Below are 349 nucleotides of genomic sequence, written 5' to 3'. Positions count from 1 at the left end.
GTCCAATTTATTTAATTTACCCAAGCATTTGCCTGAAGGCGAAGGCATTGACTGGAATGTGGTGATTGTAGATGCCACAGAAATTCCAATCCAAAGGCCTAAAAAAACAGAAGAAAAGCTATAGCGGCAAGAAAAAGACCCACACCTTCAAAGTACAGGCCATCATTCATTATCAAACTCAAAAAATCCTGAGTTTATGTACGAGTCGTGGTGCCGTACATGATTTCGAACTCTTCAAACGTAACTCGAATCAGATTCCTGCAGGTGCATTTATCCTTGCAGATAAGGGTTATCAGGGAATTTATACAGTGTATCCAAATAGCTTGTTGCCATTAAAAGCAAAGAAGCG

General features: G+C 39.8%; 1 protein-coding gene. It reads left to right on the top strand.

What is annotated here, in order from left to right; genetic code table 11:
• Positions 1–71: 71 nt before the first annotated feature.
• Positions 72–349 (top strand): transposase (locus NI461_RS14160; protein WP_253157901.1); only part of this gene is annotated, 278 nt, incomplete at its 3' end.

The organism is Acinetobacter sp. S4400-12 (assembly GCF_024129495.1).
GTDB lineage: Bacteria > Pseudomonadota > Gammaproteobacteria > Pseudomonadales > Moraxellaceae > Acinetobacter > Acinetobacter lwoffii_C.
Note: the sequence above shows the minus strand (reverse complement) of the source record. Positions and strands in the feature narration are given on the sequence as shown.